The sequence below is a fragment of the Paenibacillus sp. V4I7 genome (assembly GCF_030817275.1).
Lineage (GTDB): Bacteria > Bacillota > Bacilli > Paenibacillales > NBRC-103111 > Paenibacillus_E.
Genome location: NZ_JAUSZD010000002.1, coordinates 3653236 through 3674398 on the forward strand (window position 1 = coordinate 3653236; position 21163 = coordinate 3674398).

Genomic DNA, 21163 nt, shown 5'->3' on the forward strand with positions numbered 1-21163 from the left:
ATAAAGAAGTAATTTACTCCGTTTATGTGATATTTATCCTACCTAAATACCTCATAGTTAACAGCCACATAAAAAATCTGAGGGTCGATAAATGTCTCTATATAACGAGTAGGTATATATTTTTTTCCGTATTCGTATGGTATTTGCTTAGAAGCAACAATACGGGCTTTATTGATATTGAATAATCCAACGTTCTGATCTTTATTTTGCTTGTTGTTTAAAAAGTTAATAAGTATGTCACGTTGACCCTTAACCCACAAATCAGGTATGTCTGACCATTTTTTTCGTTTATTGAGTTGATGTAAATTGTAACTATGTTTTCATCTAATCCATCTCTTGCGAATGCTAAATTTGCTGTTAACATGTTCAGCAATAGTAAAAGTAAAAACGAAATTTTTAGTTTTTGCACTTAGGCAACCCCCCAAATTTTCTCAGGATTAGTATGCCCATGAATTCTAACAATTTGTACTCAGGTAATTTCACTAACCTGCCCGTTAACATTCCTGTAGGTATTAGTAGATTGAACTTGCAGAAAAAAGGACGCCTCGCTAGGATGAGTATGTACTGGGTTGCAGCCCTCAGAACTCACCTTAGGAGGCGTTATTATGAAGTCTAATCCAATTAATTCTCAAAATCAACGTGTAGAACGAATCTCCACTACCACTCTGGTCATAGGCATTGACATTGCCAAGGAGAAGCATGCTGCACAAGCCATTAATTTTCGAGGTATTGTCCTCACAAAGCGCCCTATTCTATTTTCAAATGACCTTGCTGGCTTTGAGCATTTAGAACACAGTATTCGGAAATTACAGAAGATGCACGGCATGAATGACTTCGTTGTGGGAATGGAGAGCACCGGTCACTACTGGTTCAATATTGCCAACTGGTTGGTGGATCAAGGAATTGATGTGGCTCTTGTCAATCCAATGACAACCAAACGCAATAAGGAAAACAGAGATAACTCACCTTCCAAGAACGACCCAAAGGATGCTCTGGTCATCGCCGATGCGGTAAGTCGCGGGTTCTACACAGCCTTCGCTCCAAAGGATGAAGCATTCCGCCGTATACGGGTTATGGTTACAAACAGAGAGCACTGGGTTGTTAAATCAGGACGGATTAAGAATAGAATCCACCGCTGGCTCGATATCCGTTTTCCAGAATACAGACAAGCATTTGATGATATTTTTAGCGATCGTTCCTTGGCCACTTTGCGCCGGTTCCCAGCCCCTTCTGACCTATTGCAGCTAACTCCGGAGCAAATGGTACAGATCTGGGGTGAATATATGGCTAGACCTGGTGGGGTGCGAGGTAAGAACAAGGCGCTGGAACTTCAATCACTCGCTAGACATAGCGTGGGAGACACTACTGCCCTTGAAGAAGACAAATGGGAGCTAAGGCACCTCATCGAAGAATATGAAAGAATCTGCCGAATCATTGATGAAGCGGACGAGATGATTGAAAAGGTACTGCCTGAAATTCCTTGTTCAGATCTCGTTCGATCTGTCGGTGCTTCCGTTCCTGCAACGGCTGCCATATTGGCATTTGGCGGGGACTTACGTAAGCTGTCTCACGGAAATCAGTTATTGCGCAAGGCAGGATTGAACTTAGCAGAACGAAGTTCTGGCAAGTATAAGGGGCAAATCAAGCTCACCAAACGAGGCAACTCACTACTGCGCAAGCATCTCTGCTTCACTGTGTTTCACCTGCTATCTTTCAATGAGGCGTTCCAAGCCATGCATGCGCACAATACCGAAGTGAAACGAATGACAAAAATGCAGTCCATGATGAAGCTGATTGGGAAACTGGCCCGGATGCTTGTAGCCATGGCAAGAGAAGGACATACATTCTCCATGGATAAGGCCCTGCTACCATTAGCAGCATAAAAAGCAAATCGTAACCCTGACACGTAGATTGGCTCATTCGCAGGATCTCACAAAGAAAGCACCGAGTACCGAGATTTTTCAGCTTTAGGGCATAGACCCGTTCCGTTAACGTTGATCGGACTCCACACCTTGGAAAGATAGGACGAAGGAATGTGAGGGCAAAGACCCGTCGAGATTTGGGAGAGTGAATCCCCAAGGACCTTGTGGAGAGAAGCGTGCAGCATAACTTATTTATGGAAGATGTTGTAAAAATATTCAGCACCTTCTGTTCCCGCATGCGCACTAACGGAACTGCCTGTCCCACACTACCCAAACACCTGAACTCCTGTTTAACAAGCATATTGAAATCCTGCGAATGAGCGAGCATTCGTGAGATAATCCTTATTCTCTGAGGGAGCGGAACAGGCTACCGCAGATTTAATCTCGGTAGCCTGTTTTGGTATTTTATTGAGCTATCGTTCGCCGTAGCGTAATAGCGTTAGATATTAAAAGTTTGGTTCTAAATCAATTTTCTCAGTTTGACCATTCCATACCACTTGCATCTTAACCTGAAAATTATCGTCCTCAGCAGGACCAAGCCCCCCACTCCCATAAGTACCTAAGTTGTATATTCCAGTTTTAGAACTAGCGGATTGAGTTCCTTTTCCTGTCTCACGTCCCGCCGTAAACTCATAACTTAATTGACCAGTTGGTGTCTGACCAGTACCAATATACTTCAAGAATGGTTTTGAGAGATGATGCTCTTCATTTTTCATCTTATAAAATACATAAACCGCAACCCAATTTTCGCTTCTGCCACTGTATTCGTATACAAACTCAGTATTACTGTTATTTTTAATAAGCTCAAATTCACTTTTTGCAATACCCTCATAAATATCACTTGACTCTTTACAACCACCCAAAAAAACAAAACAGAGAAGAAAAAAAATCCCTATTAGCCGCATTATTCTAACCCCTCCACAATCTTTTTTCTGACCGATACCCCAACTCTGATTCTCAGATATATCCTTTACGCAAAATAAGGCGATTTGTTGCGCATAGTAGAGTAAAGGACTGGGGATGCCAGCCCCTCCTCATCAAACCGTACGTGCAGTTTTCCCGCATACGGCTTTCCGACGTTCTTCATCTTGGGCAGTACGGTTTTTCCAAGTGCATAATGTTTTCAGTCCTGTACGTTGAAGCAGAATATGCATCTCCGACCAATTCCGCTTGCGCTTCCTGTGTTTGTTATTCCAGAACTGTCTCAATCTCCTCAGAATGTACCAGTCAACTTTTGCAAGGAAACGGTTTGCCATACTTCGATCCACATCCTGATGAGCGTAGAAGTTACGCCATCCTTGGATCATAGGATTCAGTAGCTCGACCATCAGTTTTAACGACCAGTTTAATCGGCCTCTGGATGCCGTTTCTTCCTTCAAACGAGTACGCATCTTCTTCATTGCTTTCTTCGATGGAAAGCTTCGAAGTCTATACATAACCCCTTTTTTATGGAGATGCGGCATCTTCCTGTGGTGAAAACCAAGAAAGTCAAACCCATCCTGATTCCTCCATAGACATACTAACTTTGATTTTGACGTGTTCATGGTTAACTCTAGTTTTCCGAAGATGGCCTTGAGTACATGAATAGCTTCGAGTGCCTGCGGCTTGTACCGGCAAAGAATGACAAGATCATCTGCATACCTGACTAGCTTGCCCAGATGAGAAAACCGTTTTTCCCATATCGTATCGAGGTAGTTGAGATAGATGTTGGCCAGAAGAGGAGATATTACACCGCCTTGTGGGCTTCCAATCTTCGTTTTGTGCCATACGCCATCCTTCATTACACCTGCTTCAAGCCACTGTCTAATTAACTTTAGAATGCGCCTGTCGCAGATGCGTTCTTCGACCAGTTTCATCAGCTTGCTGTGGGAGATATTATCGAAGTAGCCAGTAATATCTACGTCGACCACCCAGTTGACGGCGGCTCCCCAATTGATGCTTTCCCGGATGCTCTTTATAGCCTGGTGAGCCGACCGCTTGGGGCGAAATCCGTAAGAGCAATCTTTAAAATCTGCTTCGAATATGCCTTCGATCACCAGTTTGGTTGCCATCTGAACAGTTCGGTCACGGACTGTTGGAATGCCCAAGGGACGTGTCTTTCCGTCAGGTTTCGGAATCTCTTTCCGTTTGACCGGAGACGGTCGGTATTCCCCATTCATTAGCTGTTGTCTGATCTCTTCGATGAAGAATTCTTCACCAATCTCTCGAAGGATGAATTCGATTGATTGTCCATCGATGCCGGCACTTCCACGATTGGTTTTCACTCTTGTCCATGCTTCTTGCAGGATATCTTTCCGGAATACTTTGTCGTACAGCGCATGAAACTTACGCTTCGGGTTCTCCTTAGCCGCAAGATAGAGGGTATTTTGGAGTCGTCGAGCGTTTTCATTGGTGGCGTTAGCCGTGTAATCGGCATTCACTTGCTCTTACCTCCTTGATATCCCGTAAACGAAGTGGGGTATTGCCTTTCGGCGCCCTTCCCTCCCCGGGGTTATGTTGTCCGCCGGATCATTGGTAGTATGGCCCCCTCCGACTCCCTTCCCGCAGCCCGCCATTTCACCTTTAGGGCTTATAGGTTTGCTCGTTACGAAAAAAAAAACTTCGTGCGGGAGAGGGTCTCCCTAGTTCCAAACACAACTTTCTCTGCATGCCGCTCCCTTTACACCGGAGGGTTCTTCTGCGCTGCATTCCAAGTTCTTCGCGCGTTCCATGGCCTTCGCCGGGGCAGTCGTGGCTCGGCTCCCTCTTGTCCCTTTCGGGTTCACTTTCACGATGCGGTAGGATTCATTTTCATTACGGCCTGCAGATTTGCTTCATCGCGCAAAGCGCGACTTTTCACAGGGCTTCAGCCGCCGGATTTCGCCGACGTCTGCCCGCTAGCTACGGGGCGGCTTGGACCTTACCCCGACTGAACTTGCATCAGTAAGTTGTGCCTAGCTTGGCTAGGCGCGCACTGCCCGTTAGCGGAGTGAAGGGCTACCTAAACGCGGCAGCCCTTCAGATGTTTAACTATCTGTTATCCGTTAGTGCAATGAACTACCTCGGTCGCGCGCATTTCTGTTGCTAAATATAAAAGAGGAACAAATGAATAAACCGAATAGCTCCTTTTTGCGGAGCTATTTACGCTTCTTAATCTGTCACAGGCTTTAATTCAATTAATTCTGAATGATCCTCCCATTTAACGAGCATTTTCACTGTTGAATCCTGTGATGGAACGGTTGTAGCTGTAATAAAAGCATAAATCCCCTTTTCGGGAGCTTCCGTAACAGTTATTGTCTCATTTCCAACAACGTCCCCCGCAGTGTATTCGATAGAAATATCACCGATTGGTTTTGAATCTTTTCCGTTATAGACAAGAAGTTCTTTCGACGCTAATTTTTCAGAAGAATCTTTATAAACGAACAAAATAGCACCCCAATTGTCGCTATGTCCCCTAAATTCATGAACAATATTCAATGCAGGAAGATCTGTTTTTTTGATGCCGCCATAATAATTCGAATTATCCGTACACCCACTAAGAATCATGACGCATAAAACGGCGATGATACCGATTGACCACCTCAAGATTTCCATCGCTCCTCATAAATTCTATTTAACACATATTTACCTAAAATTTTCGAATACCTTTTTCATTCGAGATGCCGATATTAATTCAGCAAAAAAGAATTGTACTCCAAATGTAAATATATTCCTTTCACCTTAAATTTAGACGCGCAATGTTGATATTATGTTGCGGTAAACTGCCCGTTAACATAACGCGGCTGCCGAATTATACCGGCAACCGCGTCGTAGTTGTTGTAGAGTGGAGGGCAGGTCCCCCTGTCCCCCCTCATCAAACCGTACGAGCGGTTTTCCCGCATACGGCTTTCCGATGTTCTTCACCTTGTGCAGTATAGCTACCCCAAGCACTAACTCGTTTCAGTCCTATACGTCCGAGAACTTCTGCTACCTTTCTCGGGTGCAGATGATTTCGTTTGTGTTTCTTGTTCCAGTACAGTGTCAATCTCCCGATGATATACCAGTCCACATTTGTTAGGAACTTATTGCTCGTGCCTGGATCTACGCTCCCGTAGTAGTTTTTCCAACCTTGTATGATGGGATTGAGCTTGTCCACCATTTGTTTAGGCGACCAGTAGAGCAGCGATCGTGGGCCAGTTACTTCCTTCACCTTAGCACGCATCTTCTTCATCGCTTTCTTGGAAGGAAAGCTACGAAGGTCATAGAATTTCCCTGTCTTAAACAACCTTGGCATGCGGCGGTGATGGAATCCAAGAAAGTCGAATCCTTCCTCGTCCATCCACACGTTCACTAACTTGGACTTGTCCGTATTCATCGACAGCTCCAATTTTTGGAAGACTGCCTTAAGCACTTGAATGGCTTCAAGAGCGTGGGTCTTTTGCCTGCACAAAATGACTAAATCATCGGCATATCGCACCAATGTGCCAATATGAGAGAATTGTTTCTCCCATATTGAATCGAGATAGTTTAGGTAGATGTTCGCAAGTAACGGGGAAATAACCCCACCTTGTGGGCTACCGATTTCCGTGTCATGGAACAAGCCTTCTTCCATGACGCCGGCTTTCAGCCAATTTCGAATGAGTTTTAATACTCTTCGATCGCTAACACGTTGTTCCAGAAGTTTGAGCAATTTGGCATGCGGGATGTTGTTAAAATACCCTGTGATGTCTACATCCACCACCCAGTACACTCTCCCGTAATTTACCGTCTTGCGAATCGCCTCGATCGCTTGTCTTGCGCTTCGTTTCGGCCGAAACCCGAACGAGCAATCTTTGAAATCCGCCTCGAAGATCGCCTCTAGGATTATTTTCGCCGCCATTTGTACCAGTCTATCCCGAATTACGGGTATTCCTAACGGACGCGTTTTCCCATCGCCTTTCGGTATATCCTTTCTTCGTACTGGCTTGGGACGGTAGGTACCCTCAAGCAACTGTTGTTGCGTGTCTCTCACAAATTGCTCTTCCCCATACTCCAGTATGATGTACTGAATCGTCACACCGTCGATTCCTGCACTACCTCGATTTGCCTTGACCCGTTTCCATGCTTCCCACATCACATCTGATCTGCTCACTTTGTCGTACAGAGCATGAAATCTGCGCTTGGTATTTGCCTTCGCCGCAAGGTAGAGGGTTCTTTGAAGTTCTTGAACTTTTACTTTCGTGTAGTTAGCAGATTTCACTGCATTCACTCGCTCTTACCTCCATTGATACCCGTGAACAAAGCAAGGGTGCTTCCCTCCCCGAGGTTATGTTGTCCTCGGTTCACAGGTGCTACTACCCTTTCCGACTCCCTTCTCACCGCTTGCCACTTCATCCTTGGATTTATAGGTTCGCGCTTTACGACGCTGTCGTGTGAGGTAGGGTCTCCTTAGTTCCAGACATAACTTTCACTGCATGCCGATCCCCATACACCGGAGGGTTCTTCCGCGTTGCTTCTCCAAGATCTTCGCGCGTTCCGTGGCCTTCGCCATTCAATACGGGGCTCGGCTCCCTCTTGTCCCTTTAGGGTTCGATATGACGATGCGGCAGGATTCACTTCATGTTACGGCCTGCAGCTTTGCTTCACTCCTACTCGGAGTTTTTCACAGGGCTTCACCCTTAGGCTCTCACCACCAGATGCCTGCTAGCTATGAGGCGGCTTGGCCCCTACCTCGATTGGACTTTCACCAACAAGTTATGACTAGCTTCGCTAGGCGCACTATTAAGCTATCGGTAACAATAGGTAAGCATTTGATGTTATCTCCAACTTTTCCCCTGCTCCACACCGGACGTGCCAGTTTCCCAGCATCCGGCGTTCCCTCTAACTGAATGTACTAAATCATAAGTTCCTCGTTACTCAAGGATATTGACGGTTTGTCATCCTAGTAGCTTGCACTGTGGCATCCATTGATGTCCCCACGTTCCTACCTGATCGGTGCAATTCACGCTTGGAAAACAATTTTTCTTTTCAGTTAGACTTGGGGCTGTTCCTCCACTCCCATTACAGGAGATTCATCAGTCGTGCCCCTGCCCTCACAAGGATTAATGTATTTCGGCATGTGCCTTATAACAACCGTTTTGGGTAACAGCCCTTGTTGCAACGTCCCTTGCTTTCCAAGTCCCTTACATCCTAGCTATTTTTCTGGACTTAGGTGCTTCCTCTAAGCCTGCGAGACCAATGCCGCCACTGTTCGGCATAGCGTATTTCATAGGAAAAATTCTTACTTTACGCCGCTCACCCCATCGTTTGATGGTGCATATGTTTCCATATGCTCTAACTTTAGACCTGTACATTCGGAAGTTCGTCAGTTCAGTCTGTTTGAACATTCTCACCATATCCAGTTTTTCAGCCACGCGGCATATCCGTTGGCATACCTTTTCTATTCAAATGGCTCTAGCCTTCGTTCTGCCGAATCTACCTGTACTTTCACACCCCATAACCTGTTAGTCATGACGCGCGCAGGAGTATTGGCGGGATGGTTTCGGGATACATGGTTCCGTCATTCCCATCCTCGGTTGTAAAGTTAAGATTACTCATTGTAATCTCCTGCTTTTCACGCTGTTAGACGCTTATAGCAGAACTTGTCATACTTTTCCGTTAGTTGAACGACGGTATCTGATGCCAATGCCTTCTTGAGATACATTCAAAAAGTTGCATTTACACGTTTCGAATATCTAAAATATAAAATCCATATCATTCCCACAATAATTATAAGAGCTGAATCAAGAACATCATATAGTGTTCTATCTGAGAGAAAGAAATCAATTATTTCAAATAATATCGCTACTAATTCAGTTATGATAGTAATCAATGGTCCATTCTTGTTCTTCTTTAATAAATTAAAAAGAGAAATGATAAAAAGAACTTCAAGTAAAATATAAGAACCAATAGCATACACACTTTCAAGGTCCCATTCTTGTACCTCTTTTATCATCTTGAATATGTAATATGGATTGATCGAAACTCCAACAATTGAGTAACTCGCATAGAATAGAAGCCAGCCTCTGATTCCTGCTAGGTTTTTCTGTTTTTGCACGTATGTTGCCACCTTTTTCTTCTGAAAACTAAAATTAGATATTTTTAATTATGTGTTAAATTCAAAATAAATGTAATGGAAGTTAATGGATCATGTGTTGTTGATTTTTAACCAAAATAAAAACCACCTCAATGGTGGCGAATCAGCTATTTTTATTCAACTAACGTTCTCTGAGGGAGTTGAGAAGTCTGCCGTTTTATGCTGTCGGCAGCCTTCTCCTGATGTCTATTGAGCTATAGTTTCCGTTAGCGTAACACATAAACATGCTTTTTTGTTACTTTCCTCCACCATGAAACACACCAATTACGGTTTCACCATCAACGTCATACAGCGGAATATCACGCACACCTTGCGATTTACTGTTCTGCATCGAAATGGCTTCCTCTGGTGATTTTGGTAGCTCGCCGTCTATGTCTTTTTTCAGCAAATAGCCTTTTGTGCCATTCACACCTATAGCACTGATTAATTCAGGTTCCATTTCTAGAGAAGTAGCATCTAAGGCAGAACCGTATGTCTGTCCGTTTTATTTTTAGGATAGTTCGTGTTCTTGGCACTAATTCTATTACCCCACCATTGACGAAGATAGCTTCGTTATCAGTAATTCTTTCAACTTTATGTTGGTACAATTTCTGGTCATGTTATTTGTAGTTCAGGCACGAAAGATTCGCGGTTGTGAGTATGGTAAATATAAACTAAAGGTTTATTTTTCAAATCGAAAATAATATTATGCTTGGCTTCCTGAAAAGAAGGTTATCCAAGTGATTAGGGACAAGCCGATAATTAACCCGGAATCAAAAGATTTTTTTTATTGTGTCTCCTTCTTGCTTGATGGACCAATCACCGATCCGCATCACCTTGCCGATTTGCTTCCCAATCATCTCCGCTTTAACGGTTTCACCCGTTTTCAGGTAGTACCGCTTTCGGGTTTCCATCCAGACGGCACATCCGTTGAGAATTTACTCCGATCGATGCCTTTATTAATCTGTATGGAAGTCACCTCCAAGCTATGAACCACTTCATTTTTCTCATTGGTCCCAATTACTTTTAACAATATCCCCGTCTCTGAGTCCACCCATATTTTAAATTGGTTAGCACCAAAATTTTTGGGGAGATCTTCGTTTGGATTGCCCTCGATGATTGTAGCATCCCGTTCCAAATATTTTTCCTGCCCGACAATTTTTCCATCCGTCAGCATAAATGCATAGTTTTCAGGGAAGGTAACCCAAGCTGATGCTGCACTAGCAGGGTCAGGTCGGTGAATGTAACTCGTGGTCCCATTTTCGTTTCTATAAATACGGGGTCCTTTCACTGGCTCTGGAGTTGGGTTCACAAGTTTTCGAAATGTCTTGGACTGATGATTTAAATTAAGGACATTGACTCCATCGGAAATGATCTCAACAACTTGTCCGGTGTTTTCAGTTATCTTGGTGTAACTACCCGGAGAATCGCCTTCGGCGACTTCAAATTCAACCCTTTGATTGCCTATTTTGTATGTACCCTTGATGTCTTTGTAGTTATCGATTGCGTTCAACATTCGGACTTGAATGGTTTCATAATTCGGGATGTTCTCATTATGATTAGTTGAAGTTTGATGATAGGTATCCGGTAATATAATGCCTTTCTGAATAGAGAAAATAATCAATCCTGCGAACAATGCACAACTGCCAAGCCAGTAGAGCCAACGCGCAACCGATCGCTTCGATTCCGTTGAAACTGCCTTATGTTTGATGCTCGTCGCTAAGTCGTCTGTGAAGGTACGCTTTTTAAAAGGTTCGCCCTGCAACATTTTATACCAATCCGGTTTAGACTCTCGCACTTGCGATCTCCTCCTCTTTAAGCATGACTGACAATTTCGCACGTGCCCGGAATAATCGTGATTTGATAGTTCCTTCCGACACGCCCAGCAGTTTGGCGATCTCCATCACGCTGAGTTCGTACTTAGCATCCAAAATCAATACTTCCCGGAATTTAGCCGGCAGATTCAATACCATTTTCCAAATTCCATTTGCGATTTCATGATCTAGAAAGGTATGTTCCGCTGACGGCTGAACATCTTTCCTCCCAATGAAACCAAACAGCGTGACTTTACGGAAAAACGCTGTATTTAGATAGTTGTAACTAATGTTGCGCGTAATTTTCAGCAACCATGTCTTGACGGTCGCTTCGCCCCGGTATGAAGTGATATTACGGTAAACGTTCAGGAATACATCCTGTGTGATGTCATCCGCCATTTCATAGTTTTTGACTAAAAAATATGCATAATTCCACACATCCTGTCCGTACTGTTTCATAAGATCATCCAATGTAAAAATATCCATTTGAGACAAATATTGCAGATACTCATTAACCAAAAATTATCACCTCTATTAAATAGACAAAACAAAGAGCTTCCAGGTTCCAATTTAACACAACATAAATACTGTCCGATAACACCATAACATCGATGAAAAAGAAGAGCCGCCATGGGCTATCAAGACCTACCTAAGTTTAATAAATTCATTAAAAACAAGGTGGTGTTACATATTAGTTATGTCTAATATGTAACACCACCTTGTTGTGTAAAATCTTTAAAGTTCTGCGTTAGTGTAACAATCGGATTTAATTAATATCTTGTTGTATTCGTTGCTTTATTACTATTTTTTGCTGTTTGAAACAACTTAATTAGGAAACTCGAACACGCATATCCAATTGAAAGCCCAATTGTATTAAGTATTATGTCATCCACATCAGAACTTCGGTACGTAAAACCAACAAACAATGAAATAATTGCTTGAGTTAGTTCAATAATAAATGAACTCGTAAATCCTACAAATACAGCTCTCTTCCAATAAATCCCCCCCCATATCAAAGGTATAAACAAGCCTAATGGCATCAACAAAAGAATATTTCCTCCGATATTTTTAAGTGCGACCATGTAATAACGGTTATGGAGTACATCTGTTATAGTTTTAAATGGTATAAAGTTATTAGTTTGATGAAGTCCTTTTATTATTACATGCTCGATAAACCTATTATCGATTGGAATCGGAAATAACGTTACCGCAACGACTGCCAATATGTAAACAAAAAATAACAAGTTTAATGCTAGTTTTCCTTTTAAAATAGCTCTTTTTCGGTTCAAAAACCAAACGGCTAATAAATACATAATCATTAGTAACAAGCCAATTGACGTAAATTTTAACATTATTTATAGCTCCTTTTGTTCACAAACGTACGCACATATTTTAACATATATTGCTTAGCATTACTGCCCGTACTTCAACGACAAACGGCAGCCGACCGTATGAACTGGCTGGCTGCCTTTATGTCTTTAGTCAGCTATCGTTCAATTTCTTTTCAACGCCCTATAAATGTCTTGATATGTTTGAGTCTGAATAATGGTACAACTCCCGTTACTGCCTGCAAGTCCTCTGAACCCTTCCAATACTCGTACTGACGAAGTTCCTTATAATTAAAGATTCTTTCCCAACTTTTTTCTTTACTCATGATTATGTGCCCTGATTCGATTAATAGGTCTTCTTCTTCAGTTATGGTTAAGAATTCATTAGATAATACAAGGTGCCAGGCTTGGAAATCGGAGAACAGGATATCTTCCGTATTCAAATCTGCTTCAAGTAAAACTGCTTTCTTCCCCCTGTTGATGTGCCTCATGTATCTTAAGTCCGGTCTATTTGTCCACAACCAAACCGGGTATTCACCTTTATAATTGGGTAACCTCTTTCTCATTTGATCCATCATCCAATGGTACGGATGAATAAACTCTTCCCAGATAAAATTAGTGTTTCCGACAAATAACCGGTGGCCACGGCTTCTTCCCAAGCTTTATAAGTCTGAATTGTCCAAAGTTTCATGGTACCTCCCTCAAACTATCTAAAGCTCTAGGGATATCATATCACAATTTTTTTCAAGCCCACTATAATTAGGAGCCAACATTAGCGTAATTTGCCCGTCCCATACATGCCGCGCGAGCGCTGTTCAGAAAACGGCAGCCATGAATCAGGCTGCCGTTTCTTCGTGTTTATTCAGCTATCGTTACTCGTTAGCTTAATGCCCATTGCCTTATTCTAGCACTTTTGTATCTCTAACCTTTTCAAACCTTTTTACAAGCTCTTCAATAGGTGTGTTATTATCTTTTAATTCTTTTTCAATTTCAGCAAGGTCCCTTTTCTTCTGTTCAACAATTTTAATTCCTTTTTTATACATCTCTCCATATGCAGGATCATCGACTCTTGTTTTAAAATATTCGGTTTCAGCCAAAGTTCCATTTAATCCACGAATGTTATCCTCTAACTCTTTTTTGGGATCAGGGGAATTTAAATCTGCTTCTAACAATCCAGCTTCCCTGCCAAGTTCTTTTACCTTACGACCTTGCTTCTCCACTTTAGTATGATCTTCATCTGTTTTACTCTCTGGCATTGACTCAAAGATTGCCTTTTCTTTTTCGAAATCATTTTTAAGTTGAGATAGTTTTACTGAATTTGGCAGATTATCTGCATAAGCATTATAACTAAGAGATCCTCCAATAATAATAACTAAACAGACACATGCCGATATCATGATTTTATTTTTCATTTTAGCCACTTCCTTCTTCTGAGTAACAATTGAAATGTGGTTCCACCTGGCTTATCAAAGATAAATGTGTTAATCACGCTAAAAAAATTGAGTTATTATGCTGCACTTATTAGACGCGCCATATTGGAATATGTTTCATAAATTTATTCAATTAACCTCCCGTTACTTGAACAGGCTGCCCAGTATGCCGTATGCCGGCAGCCTGTGTTATATTATGCTATCGTTCTCCGTTAGTTCAACGCTGCTGAGGCTCCGCGAAACATTACTTAGTCATTACTTACCGTATCAAATGTTCTGAAATCCCCCAGAAATATTTGAATAGGAACATTAATATTATTATTTCGTTTATTGTCACTAGGATAACAATAATCAGTTGTTGTTGAGTATTAAAATATTTTCTCCATATTGTTGTTTGATTAGCTGCATCAATAGCATCTTTATATGCTGAATATCTCGGAGCAAATACAAATCCAAATATTAATATTAATAAAGGTATGAATGCAAATGGCAACAAAATAATGGTAAGTAAGCCTAACGCAAATAGAAAGCCTGATATCATTCCTACTAATTTGAATAGTATAGGAAAGAGTACAGTGAGAAGTATTTGAAGGCATGTAAGCTTAAGCCATTTCAAAATTTGACCATTATATAATTGACCAATTCCCGGTAAAATTACGGAAAATATTGCAGGGGAATTCACATTTCTCATTATATTCTCCAGTGTTTTAAATTGTATTTCTAAGTAATCTTTTTAAAATAAACCTTAATTGGACGATCTGCTAAAGTTTCTTGTTACTTCAACAAACAAAAGCAGCCGATCAAATGCTGAATGCCGTCATGTCGTGTTTGAACTATCGTATCCGTTAGTTCAATGATCAATGCCCCATAATGCAATTTATGATACGATTTCTCTTATCTGTAATGGTAAGTTATATAATGCCATCCTACAAAGAATAACATTCCTTAACTTCAAAAATTTTCGAGCTTCACTAGCGTTTCCCGCTAGTGAAACTCAATCGACTTAAAATAGTTCACCATTTCTTCTTCTGAAAATGGTACTGCCTCATGCTCATTTACTCCTGATGCAATTGCGTTGATCACAATCACCCAATCATCTTTTTCATAATAAGCTGTTGCGCCATCGTATTCACGAATACTTATAACATTTATTTTAGATCCATTTAGTTCCTTTTCGCTTATTTTGGCATCTTCCGTCGATTTTGCCCACATCTCCGGTTTTGTATATTGTTTAAAACTAGCATTAACTTGAATCATTCGGTCATTTGTACGAAGTGAATAGGAATAGCCAATGAATTCCCCTTTCATTTTTGCAACAATGTACTCTTTGCTAATTGCGTTGTCTTCCATGGCTAAAAACTCGATTGGAAACGCAAGTTTTCTCTCAGCGAGTTTTTCCGCCTGGTTTAGGGTTGATGTAGAAACTCTCGTATCATCTCCTTTAGAATTAGTTAGTGTATAACCAAAGGTTGCATTCTTTGTGTTCTTAATAATCGTGACATCAATCCAAGACTGAATTGCCGCACGTGCTGGGGGTATAAATGCTAGCGCCATGCAAAGAATCAGGAGGGATGTGATAGTTGCCATTCTCATTTTTTTTGCTTTATTTCTAAGACTGTAATTCTCCCAAATTTTCTCAAAGGTCAAAGGCTTCATGGAGAACCCCTCCTTTTTCATTTCGTAGAAGTATTAGCGCTTTGTGCAGTCTGGATTTGCAAGTCCCTACAGGTACATTTAGTATTTCAGCCATTTCACTGATCTTTAGTTCTTCAATAAAGTGCATAACTATCACTTCTCTTTGTTTTTGAGGTAAACGACTGATCACTTCTAATAATTCGCGCTTAGAGGCATCCTTTATTACAACACTTTCAATGATTTCAGGGCTCGGAACATCTGGTATCATTCCAAAAAAACTCAGCCACTTTTGCTTTCGCAACATATTTCGTGTGGTGTTAAGCGTCAGTTTGTAGAGCCAAGGTTTTATCGGTTTTGTAGGATTGAATAGATGATATTTATCAAAGATTCGAATAAACGTCTCCTGAACGATATCGTCTGATAGTGAATTAGACTTAGTCAGCATAAGAGCAGCCTGCCGTACATAAGACACATGTTCATTAAATAGATACTCTGCTTGCTTTTTATCGATCCTCAAAATAGCCCCTCCTTTCTTCCTTCTGCTTTCACTGTTTATACACAGTCAGATAAATAAAAGTTCATTTTTTTACAAGTAATGGGCATTGTACACCTATGTGTTGTCTGAAATCAACTTCCTCTAGGTCAATAAATACACTCATCGAATACCACGCTCTAGTTTCCAGATAGCTTAATGAAAGTCTGAATTCAGGTCCCCCCAGAAATGCTCTGCGGAATGAAGTCAGAAGAATCGATGCGAACTTATGGTATTATACTAAAGACTCAATTCTTTTCATATTCGTACAGAACCATTCCAGAATACGTTAAATAAAATCCGTTTCTAATTTCATTAAATTGATCTGAATTAATTCCGAAAGAAAAATCTGAATTTGGTCCTTCTCCGATTTGACTTATATTAATAGCCTTGTGATTTAGATCAGAAATAGTAAAATGATCAAATGATATATTATCTCTATAATCTCCATCCGAAGTAAAAATTTTATTGCTAAGAAAATCCCCTTGGTTAATAAACGGGTGATATTTCACATGAAAACTAAAATAAATGTCTTTTCCGAACTCCCCTCGGTTCCATATTTGTTGCAATACGATTGTTGTGTTATTGGTGGTTATCAGATTTAGATTTATATTTTTTGGCTTCGTTGTATCAAAAGGAATCCATTGCGGGTTAATAAAAAATTCAAATGGCACTGGATTGTTGATTTCCTTAATCACATATTTTTTATTTAAAAATACATCGTAAGGTTGTTGAAGGTTAGAATTATATTGTTTAGCAATAAAAAATGTTGATGAAAAAATAATTATAATAAAAACCAAAACAACTATTAACTTAAATTTCATTGTTTTACCACTCCTTCGATATTCTTATATATTCGTGGAGTGTAAATTTTATCCTCTTTTTTCCAAATAAGGGTGTATGTTAAACTGCCCGATAGCTTAATGAGGCTGCCACTCGCGGCGGCAGCCTCAATTTTTAGTTTGTTGAAGTAACGTTATTCGATAGATCAACAAGTTATTTTAGTTCTCCCGTCTACATTGTTTACGGCTTTCTTTTCCAGAAATGCCTTTTGTGATTGTAACTTTATTTATTTTTACACCATTTTCTGGTGTATCCGTTAACGTAATATGAATTCTATCATAAGGCACGTCACCATGATGTGCACTATAATTTAACGCACTTGCATGAACGATATGTCTTCTGGTATCGCCATTTATTCTTTCAATTTTATCTATTGTTGGACACATAATAAAGTCTGAGTAAGTTTTGTCGAGGTAGGAAAAATATCTGGTATATAAAGTTTCTTCAAGTAACTCTTTTTGAGGAGCTCCAACACTTTCATATTTCCACCCAACTAAGAGCCAATCATATAGTTCTAATGATTTTAATCGAGCTTTTATATTATTTTGGGTATATATTACCTCACCATCTGCTATAGTACATGTCTTTTTTTGGTTATCAGAAATACAATTATAGGCAGGTTCAATAACTGCAAAATCCCCGTTTTTCATTAATATTTTCAATTTGGAGATGGGGGGGTTATTAAACTCTAACTCAGTTTGTCCTTCGGAAGGACTTGATGTGTTTATCCATTTAACAACCTTATTGATGATTACTTCTTCATATCCATCATTTTCCTTAAATAAACGAGAACCCCCATATATACGGTTTGCTTGAATAGATAATACATCCTCAGATTTTATTTTTGGTTGGATACTTGCCGTTGCTAATTGTATTGACGAAAATAGTCCAACAAACACCATGTATATTATGACTAACTTTTTCACGATTATTACGCCACCTTTGGAAGTAGTATTGTAGGTATTTTCCCCTTTTAATATAACTAAATTCCAAAATGGCATTTATAAACCAGTCAATATATAAAAAAGTTCGCCAATTGAGCCTCTGTTGCTCAATTAACTTTCCTATTACTTCAGCAAAATAAGGATCGTCAGACTGCGCGGCAGCAGACGATCCCTATTTAAGTAACGTTCGCCGTTAGCGTAGTCATGTCTCTTTTGTAAGATCCAGATTGTTACTATCTCTTAACCTGATCACTTTCTCATTATATCTTTTCAACTTGGCATCAAAACTGTTTCTACTTTGCTCAAAATCCCTCGTCCATTTGTACATCATTTTCAACATCTTGATATCTGGTTTATAGTGGCACTTTTCAATACCAAGTTTTTGCTTGAGAAATCGTGTTAGGATTCTAATCCTTCGCTTCCACAATGGAGTATCAAGGAATATGATCGAATCTGACATTTTATACAAACATTGATAGGAGTCTCTATCTGTTCCTTCGAATATCCATGCTCCTTTATTATCGATCTCCTTTATAACTTCGAATTGTTCTTCTGCTGAACGTTTGTACCGTCCCGTAGCTGTTTTATGATGGACTATGGAGTCTAGTTCATACCAGGGCAGACTGAATTTCTGTGATAAGCGTTTAGCCAATGTCGTTTTACCACTAGCAACAATTCCAATAATGAGGATTTTTTTCATTCCTGTTCAAGCTCCTTAGATCGGCGAATAATTAACTATTCGCGATAGCCGAAGATTCCCCTTTTGCTGTCCTTCGTTTTAACATTAATATTAAAGTAAGCTGCCCGTTAGCCGAATGAGGAGGTACAATTACCTATCGTTTTAAAGCGTTCCCGTTAACGCAATGGAATTTCTTACATAAAATTGCTAATTACGTGACAACATAACCATGAGGTGTTAAAGATGTCAAAAGCACGCAAGGGCTATGTTATTACAATATTCATATTAATATCCCTATCGGTTTCCTTCACAACCTACTCGCAAGGATTACCAAATTCCCATTCAAGTGACCCCGAAGAAGTAAATAAACGGGTTGAAGAGTTGGAGAAACGTTTGAACCGGCTTGAGCCACCTAAACCGACTAAAATTCCTATATCAGCAGAGCAGCTAGAAGCTGAAAAATATTATCCGACCGAAACCTTCCCTATTCCTACGGTAATGGATAAAGGAAAGAAAATTCACTTCAATATAATTAAAAATGACCCGGGTTATATAAGACCGGTATATGAAGAGCATTGGCATAGCACATATTGGGGAGGCAGGTGGAGTTATGTACCTATGCGAATACAATACGCACTCCATCGGCTATTTACCACTTATGACATTGGAATATCAGGCGAGTTAAATTTCAAACAAAACGTTGGCATTGAATTCCCTATGTTTCAGAATAAAACTGATCTTGATTTATATATCGTTGTTTTCTAAACGGCAGTCACTGATATTTATACAAAAGGAAACCAAGTAATCGTCATAGGTACTCCCGAACGAAATGGAGTGCAAGTCTTGACCGTTAAAACAAAGGATTTACAACCTTCGGATTCAAAGAAACAGTTGCTTATTCAGTTAGCAACTCCGCTTGGTCATGAACTTGACTACTCACTAATTGCCTACGAACCACCAGATTTTTGGTTGAAACAAATACAAAAAGCAAAAGAACGAAATCGGTAAAGGTATTTTTTATCAGTTCCTTTTTTCATGACTGTGATTGTAACTAATCTGCCCGTTCGTATTATGAGGTCACCAGATATTTCTGGTAGACCTCATTTTTGTGTGGTCTTAAGATAGCGGTAGCCGGGGATCGAGCGTATCTGCCCGTGGGACTTTGATCCCGAGAGCTATTCTGTTCATCCCCCCTACTTGTTCAACCATGGTTAGGCTGGTTGGGACATGAATCCCGTATCACATGCGATAGTGTGGAAAACAAGAAGGTTAGGGGTTACCGGTGAGAATACTACAGGAGTGATGTTATGAATCCAGTCATTGGTTTGGATGTTTCAAAGGGGGAGAGCCACGCACAAGCTTTTTTAGATCGTGGAGTTCCTCATGGAAAGATTTTTAGGTTTAGTCATGATATTGAAGGGTTAGCTTCTTTTTTAAATTATATTAGAGGATTGGAATCAGCTGCAGAGATGCCTCCCACCATTGTTATGGAAGCGACAGGCCATTATCACAGCCCAGTCGTTCAGTATTTGGACGAGCAACAGTATCAGTACATCATAATTAATCCGTTAATCTCACACGAAGCCAAGAAAACCAATTTGCGACGGGTGAAAACAGATGCCGCTGATGCTTATCAACTTGGGACACTGTTTTATAAAGAGGAGTTTGAACCCTACAAAAAACGGGGTCAGCATCTCATGAATTTACGCTATTTAACACGGCAATATGAATCTTTAACGGGTATCTATGTTCAAGCAAAACTACAATTCCAGTCAATTCTGGATCAGGTTTTCCCCGAATATCATGGCGTGTTTGGTGATCTTTATTCTAAAGTTTCCCTTCGATTTCTGGCATTACACCCAACATCTAAAGAGGTCCTAGAAATGTCCGATAATGAAATTGCAACAGCGATCGGGCGACTCACTGGGCGTGGTAAATCCGCATCGTGGTGTTTGGAACGTGCACAAAGCCTGGCAGATGCGGCAAGGCGAAATCCATTTAAGGAGACTGCTTTTCCAAGCCACTTGATCTCCTTGCAGTTGCTCATCAAGTTGCTTCTTCAATACCAGGAGCATCTAGCAACCCTTATTAAATCGGTAGATGCCCTGGCAGAAGAGTTACTAGAATATGATTTAATTCAATCGATACCCGGTATTGGCACTAAAATTGCTGCAACAATTTTGGCTGAGATTGGAGAAATCGATCGGTTTGATCACGCAAAGAAACTGGTGGCCTTTGCTGGCGTTGATCCAAGCGTTTTTTTCTTCAGGCAAGTTTACAGCAACCCAGAATAGAATCACTAAGCATGGCTCTAGGAGACTTCGTACTGCCCTGTATCAAGCTGTACGATTGGTATCCGTAGCAATAGAAATAGGAAATTAAGGGCTTATTATGATAAGAAACGTGCTGAAGGAAAGCTGTTCAAAGTAGCGATAATTGCTTGTGTGAATAAACTCATCCACTGGATTTTTGCTATCTTAACTACTAAGGAAGCGTTCCGTTTAGACTAAGTCGTGAAAACTAGAAATATATGGGATATTCTTCCGTGCTATATGGGACGGTTATTTCCCATGCACTTTTTTAAGTATATCACTTCATGAATCCATCATTAATAATTAAATATTGACAAGCTATTAGCTGGAATAGCACAACAGACCACCGAGTTTATCTTCGGTAGCCTGTTTAATCTTTGTTATGAAGCTATCGTTCTGCATTAGCTGAATTAATTTACGAAGCTCTTGCTGTTAATAAGTGATAATAATTAATTATTTTCAGTCCTTTTGAAGTAGCATATTTATTAAAAATTCCCTCTACATCTTGTAAGCATTCCTGCCAAACAACTTCTCTTAGTTTTTGGCTCTGTCCAAAGCATTTTTTAATAAGAACATCTTCTGGTGTAGAAAGGTATTCAATTTCTTCAAGTTGCTCTACCCTAACTGATCCCAAAGTTCACTTTGCACCACCAAGATAAGCGTCATCGGACTC

At 40.4% G+C, this 21163-nt stretch carries 23 protein-coding genes and 1 pseudogene; 4 read left to right on the forward strand and 20 right to left on the reverse strand.

From position 1 onward, the window contains the following. Nucleotides 1-605 precede the first annotated feature (605 nt). Nucleotides 606-1883: an IS110 family RNA-guided transposase gene (locus QFZ80_RS18025; RefSeq protein WP_307560318.1), complete on the forward strand. Its 1278-nt coding sequence runs from the start codon at nucleotides 606-608 to the stop codon at nucleotides 1881-1883. A gap of 485 nt (nucleotides 1884-2368) precedes the next feature. Here the strand turns inward: QFZ80_RS18025 and QFZ80_RS18030 are convergent, their stop codons facing one another. The 19 genes from QFZ80_RS18030 to QFZ80_RS18115 form a co-directional block, all read right to left on the reverse strand. After that, nucleotides 2369-2827: a hypothetical protein gene (locus QFZ80_RS18030; protein WP_307560320.1), complete on the reverse strand. Its 459-nt coding sequence runs from the start codon at nucleotides 2825-2827 to the stop codon at nucleotides 2369-2371. 132 nt (nucleotides 2828-2959) lie between these two features. Then, nucleotides 2960-4342: a group II intron reverse transcriptase/maturase gene (gene ltrA, locus QFZ80_RS18035; RefSeq protein ID WP_307560322.1), complete on the reverse strand. Its 1383-nt coding sequence runs from the start codon at nucleotides 4340-4342 to the stop codon at nucleotides 2960-2962. Between the two features lie 709 nt (nucleotides 4343-5051). Continuing rightward, nucleotides 5052-5486 (reverse strand): hypothetical protein, encoded by a 435-nt coding sequence (locus QFZ80_RS18040; protein WP_307560324.1) that lies wholly within the window; start codon nucleotides 5484-5486, stop codon nucleotides 5052-5054. Between the two features lie 268 nt (nucleotides 5487-5754). Then, on the reverse strand, nucleotides 5755-7128 hold the full coding sequence (gene ltrA, locus QFZ80_RS18045; protein WP_307560326.1) for a group II intron reverse transcriptase/maturase: 1374 nt from the start codon (nucleotides 7126-7128) through the stop codon (nucleotides 5755-5757). A 1434-nt stretch (nucleotides 7129-8562) separates the two neighbouring features. Continuing rightward, complete coding sequence (locus QFZ80_RS18050) at nucleotides 8563-8955, reverse strand: DUF2569 family protein (RefSeq protein ID WP_307560328.1); 393 nt, start codon at nucleotides 8953-8955, stop codon at nucleotides 8563-8565. A 274-nt stretch (nucleotides 8956-9229) separates the two neighbouring features. After that, nucleotides 9230-9433, reverse strand: a complete 204-nt coding sequence (locus QFZ80_RS18055; RefSeq protein ID WP_307560330.1) for a hypothetical protein — start codon at nucleotides 9431-9433, stop codon at nucleotides 9230-9232. 155 nt (nucleotides 9434-9588) lie between these two features. Beyond that, on the reverse strand, nucleotides 9589-9666 hold the full coding sequence (locus QFZ80_RS39105; RefSeq protein WP_373460414.1) for a stage II sporulation protein P: 78 nt from the start codon (nucleotides 9664-9666) through the stop codon (nucleotides 9589-9591). 80 nt (nucleotides 9667-9746) lie between these two features. Continuing rightward, nucleotides 9747-9887 (reverse strand): hypothetical protein, encoded by a 141-nt coding sequence (locus QFZ80_RS18060; RefSeq protein ID WP_307560332.1) that lies wholly within the window; start codon nucleotides 9885-9887, stop codon nucleotides 9747-9749. Continuing rightward, the gene (locus QFZ80_RS18065; protein ID WP_307560334.1) at nucleotides 9860-10771 is read right to left on the reverse strand and encodes a sigma-E factor regulatory protein RseB domain-containing protein; all 912 of its coding nucleotides are present in this window, start codon (nucleotides 10769-10771) and stop codon (nucleotides 9860-9862) included. The genes QFZ80_RS18060 and QFZ80_RS18065 overlap by 28 nt, the downstream gene beginning before the upstream one ends. Continuing rightward, the gene (locus tag QFZ80_RS18070; RefSeq protein ID WP_307564155.1) at nucleotides 10758-11273 is read right to left on the reverse strand and encodes an RNA polymerase sigma factor; all 516 of its coding nucleotides are present in this window, start codon (nucleotides 11271-11273) and stop codon (nucleotides 10758-10760) included. Before QFZ80_RS18070 ends, QFZ80_RS18065 begins: the two co-directional genes overlap by 14 nt. Nucleotides 11274-11557: 284 nt before the next feature. Continuing rightward, entirely contained in the window at nucleotides 11558-12139 is a 582-nt protein-coding gene (locus tag QFZ80_RS18075) for a VanZ family protein (protein WP_307560336.1), read from the reverse strand. Nucleotides 12140-12291: 152 nt separating this feature from the next. Further along, nucleotides 12292-12681: a DUF3841 domain-containing protein gene (locus tag QFZ80_RS18080; RefSeq protein ID WP_483874724.1), complete on the reverse strand. Its 390-nt coding sequence runs from the start codon at nucleotides 12679-12681 to the stop codon at nucleotides 12292-12294. 333 nt (nucleotides 12682-13014) lie between these two features. Continuing rightward, nucleotides 13015-13527: a hypothetical protein gene (locus QFZ80_RS18085; RefSeq protein WP_307560338.1), complete on the reverse strand. Its 513-nt coding sequence runs from the start codon at nucleotides 13525-13527 to the stop codon at nucleotides 13015-13017. Nucleotides 13528-13804: 277 nt separating this feature from the next. Then, the gene (locus tag QFZ80_RS18090) at nucleotides 13805-14236 is read right to left on the reverse strand and encodes a hypothetical protein (protein WP_307560340.1); all 432 of its coding nucleotides are present in this window, start codon (nucleotides 14234-14236) and stop codon (nucleotides 13805-13807) included. A 293-nt stretch (nucleotides 14237-14529) separates the two neighbouring features. Next, a complete protein-coding gene (locus QFZ80_RS18095) occupies nucleotides 14530-15201 on the reverse strand; it encodes a hypothetical protein (RefSeq protein ID WP_307560342.1) in 672 nt (223 codons plus the stop codon). Then, the gene (locus tag QFZ80_RS18100; RefSeq protein ID WP_307560344.1) at nucleotides 15182-15697 is read right to left on the reverse strand and encodes an RNA polymerase sigma factor; all 516 of its coding nucleotides are present in this window, start codon (nucleotides 15695-15697) and stop codon (nucleotides 15182-15184) included. The genes QFZ80_RS18095 and QFZ80_RS18100 overlap by 20 nt, the downstream gene beginning before the upstream one ends. A 263-nt stretch (nucleotides 15698-15960) precedes the next feature. Continuing rightward, a complete protein-coding gene (locus QFZ80_RS18105; protein WP_307560346.1) occupies nucleotides 15961-16536 on the reverse strand; it encodes a hypothetical protein in 576 nt (191 codons plus the stop codon). A gap of 177 nt (nucleotides 16537-16713) precedes the next feature. Further along, entirely contained in the window at nucleotides 16714-17481 is a 768-nt protein-coding gene (locus QFZ80_RS18110; RefSeq protein WP_307560348.1) for a hypothetical protein, read from the reverse strand. 220 nt (nucleotides 17482-17701) lie between these two features. Then, entirely contained in the window at nucleotides 17702-18199 is a 498-nt protein-coding gene (locus QFZ80_RS18115) for a EutP/PduV family microcompartment system protein (protein WP_307560350.1), read from the reverse strand. Nucleotides 18200-18421: 222 nt separating this feature from the next. Between QFZ80_RS18115 and QFZ80_RS18120 the strand changes: the two genes are divergently transcribed. The 3 genes and pseudogenes from QFZ80_RS18120 (at nucleotide 18422) to QFZ80_RS18130 (ending at nucleotide 20688) form a co-directional block, all read left to right on the forward strand. Then, the gene (locus QFZ80_RS18120; protein ID WP_307560352.1) at nucleotides 18422-18943 is read left to right on the forward strand and encodes a hypothetical protein; all 522 of its coding nucleotides are present in this window, start codon (nucleotides 18422-18424) and stop codon (nucleotides 18941-18943) included. Nucleotides 18944-19021: 78 nt separating this feature from the next. Further along, on the forward strand, nucleotides 19022-19186 hold the full coding sequence (locus QFZ80_RS18125) for a hypothetical protein (protein ID WP_307560354.1): 165 nt from the start codon (nucleotides 19022-19024) through the stop codon (nucleotides 19184-19186). Between the two features lie 299 nt (nucleotides 19187-19485). Continuing rightward, nucleotides 19486-20688 (forward strand): annotated as a pseudogene (locus tag QFZ80_RS18130) (IS110 family RNA-guided transposase). A gap of 217 nt (nucleotides 20689-20905) precedes the next feature. Here QFZ80_RS18130 and QFZ80_RS18135 read toward each other — a convergent pair. Next, a complete protein-coding gene (locus QFZ80_RS18135; RefSeq protein ID WP_307560356.1) occupies nucleotides 20906-21124 on the reverse strand; it encodes a hypothetical protein in 219 nt (72 codons plus the stop codon). Nucleotides 21125-21163: the final 39 nt, after the last annotated feature.

Bases quoted from the DNA above. Each gene is read 5' to 3' on its own strand.
- QFZ80_RS18025 (WP_307560318.1), top strand. From the start codon at position 606: ATGAAGTCTAATCCAATTAATTCTCAAAATCAACGTGTAGAACGAATC.
- QFZ80_RS18115 (WP_307560350.1), bottom strand. From the start codon at position 18,199: ATGAAAAAAATCCTCATTATTGGAATTGTTGCTAGTGGTAAAACGACA.
- QFZ80_RS18055 (WP_307560330.1), bottom strand. From the start codon at position 9,433: ATGGAACCTGAATTAATCAGTGCTATAGGTGTGAATGGCACAAAAGGC.
- QFZ80_RS18120 (WP_307560352.1), top strand. From the start codon at position 18,422: ATGTCAAAAGCACGCAAGGGCTATGTTATTACAATATTCATATTAATA.
- QFZ80_RS18030 (WP_307560320.1), bottom strand. From the start codon at position 2,827: ATGCGGCTAATAGGGATTTTTTTTCTTCTCTGTTTTGTTTTTTTGGGT.
- QFZ80_RS18080 (WP_483874724.1), bottom strand. From the start codon at position 12,681: ATGAGAAAGAGGTTACCCAATTATAAAGGTGAATACCCGGTTTGGTTG.
- QFZ80_RS18090 (WP_307560340.1), bottom strand. From the start codon at position 14,236: ATGAGAAATGTGAATTCCCCTGCAATATTTTCCGTAATTTTACCGGGA.
- QFZ80_RS18085 (WP_307560338.1), bottom strand. From the start codon at position 13,527: ATGAAAAATAAAATCATGATATCGGCATGTGTCTGTTTAGTTATTATT.
- QFZ80_RS18070 (WP_307564155.1), bottom strand. From the start codon at position 11,273: ATGGATATTTTTACATTGGATGATCTTATGAAACAGTACGGACAGGAT.
- QFZ80_RS18060 (WP_307560332.1), bottom strand. From the start codon at position 9,887: ATGGAAACCCGAAAGCGGTACTACCTGAAAACGGGTGAAACCGTTAAA.
- QFZ80_RS18075 (WP_307560336.1), bottom strand. From the start codon at position 12,139: ATGTTAAAATTTACGTCAATTGGCTTGTTACTAATGATTATGTATTTA.
- QFZ80_RS18095 (WP_307560342.1), bottom strand. From the start codon at position 15,201: ATGAAGCCTTTGACCTTTGAGAAAATTTGGGAGAATTACAGTCTTAGA.
- QFZ80_RS18105 (WP_307560346.1), bottom strand. From the start codon at position 16,536: ATGAAATTTAAGTTAATAGTTGTTTTGGTTTTTATTATAATTATTTTT.